A 1,925-nucleotide genomic window follows, 5' to 3' on the forward strand; every position below is an offset into this window, starting at 1 on the left:
GATGTTAGAACAAAAGAATAAGAGTAATAGAATTGAGAGATTTGAAAAAACCGATAGAATTGGAGTCGCATAATAACTAGCTTAGATTTTATTTAAGCATACAATATACGATGAAGAGTTTGATCCTGGCTCAGGATGAACGCTAGCGGCAGGCTTAACACATGCAAGTCGAGGGGTATAGTTCTTCGGAATTAGAGACCGGCGCACGGGTGCGTAACGCGTATGCAATCTACCTTTTACAGCGGGATAGCCCAGAGAAATTTGGATTAATACCGCATGGTATTATAGAATGGCATCATTTTATAATTAAAGTCACAACGGTAAAAGATGAGCATGCGTCCCATTAGTTAGTTGGTAAGGTAACGGCTTACCAAGACTACGATGGGTAGGGGTCCTGAGAGGGAGATCCCCCACACTGGTACTGAGACACGGACCAGACTCCTACGGGAGGCAGCAGTGAGGAATATTGGACAATGGAGGCAACTCTGATCCAGCCATGCCGCGTGCAGGATGACGGTCCTATGGATTGTAAACTGCTTTTATACGAGAAGAAACCACTCTACGTGTAGAGTCTTGACGGTATCGTAAGAATAAGGATCGGCTAACTCCGTGCCAGCAGCCGCGGTAATACGGAGGATCCAAGCGTTATCCGGAATCATTGGGTTTAAAGGGTCCGTAGGCGGCTTTATAAGTCAGTGGTGAAATCTCCCCGCTCAACGGGGAAACGGCCATTGATACTGTAAGGCTTGAATTATTAGGAAGTAACTAGAATATGTAGTGTAGCGGTGAAATGCTTAGAGATTACATGGAATACCAATTGCGAAGGCAGGTTACTACTAATTGATTGACGCTGATGGACGAAAGCGTGGGTAGCGAACAGGATTAGATACCCTGGTAGTCCACGCCGTAAACGATGGATACTAGCTGTTGGGAGCAATCTCAGTGGCTAAGCGAAAGTGATAAGTATCCCACCTGGGGAGTACGTTCGCAAGAATGAAACTCAAAGGAATTGACGGGGGCCCGCACAAGCGGTGGAGCATGTGGTTTAATTCGATGATACGCGAGGAACCTTACCAAGGCTTAAATGTAGATTGACCGTTTTGGAAACAGAACTTTCGCAAGACAATTTACAAGGTGCTGCATGGTTGTCGTCAGCTCGTGCCGTGAGGTGTCAGGTTAAGTCCTATAACGAGCGCAACCCCTGTTGTTAGTTGCCAGCGAGTCATGTCGGGAACTCTAACAAGACTGCCAGTGCAAACTGTGAGGAAGGTGGGGATGACGTCAAATCATCACGGCCCTTACGCCTTGGGCTACACACGTGCTACAATGGCCGGTACAGAGAGCAGCCACTGGGTGACCAGGAGCGAATCTACAAAACCGGTCACAGTTCGGATCGGAGTCTGCAACTCGACTCCGTGAAGCTGGAATCGCTAGTAATCGGATATCAGCCATGATCCGGTGAATACGTTCCCGGGCCTTGTACACACCGCCCGTCAAGCCATGGAAGCTGGGGGTGCCTGAAGTCGGTGACCGCAAGGAGCTGCCTAGGGTAAAACTGGTAACTAGGGCTAAGTCGTAACAAGGTAGCCGTACCGGAAGGTGCGGCTGGAACACCTCCTTTCTAGAGCCTAAATGTTAGTTGCTTGCAACACTTTTAGGAAAGAAGACGAAGATTTTATAGGAAACAAATAATGACGTTTTATTACTCTTGCTGTTAGTTCAAATAATACAATTAAGTAAAAGATAAACGATTTAAGATTGTTGAAAGCTGATTGCTGATGGAGGATTTATAAAAAATCTAAAATCAAAAATCGTTGATCATAAATCGAGAATCACCTTGTCTCGTAGCTCAGCTGGTTAGAGTACTACACTGATAATGTAGGGGTCGACAGTTCGAGTCTGTCCGAGACAACAAATTTACTTAA

Annotated in this window: 1 tRNA gene and 1 rRNA gene; both read left to right on the forward strand. The window is 46.1% G+C overall.

The annotated features are described in order from the left end of the window. Positions 1–107: 107 nt before the first annotated feature. Positions 108–1,621: ribosomal RNA gene (locus BC961_RS00025) — 16S ribosomal RNA — on the forward strand. A 217-nt stretch (positions 1,622–1,838) separates the two neighbouring features. Then, positions 1,839–1,912: transfer RNA gene (locus tag BC961_RS00030), tRNA-Ile, on the forward strand. Positions 1,913–1,925: the final 13 nt, after the last annotated feature.

Origin of the sequence: Flavobacterium weaverense, assembly GCF_003688495.1 — a bacterium.
GTDB classification, from domain to species: domain Bacteria; phylum Bacteroidota; class Bacteroidia; order Flavobacteriales; family Flavobacteriaceae; genus Flavobacterium; species Flavobacterium weaverense.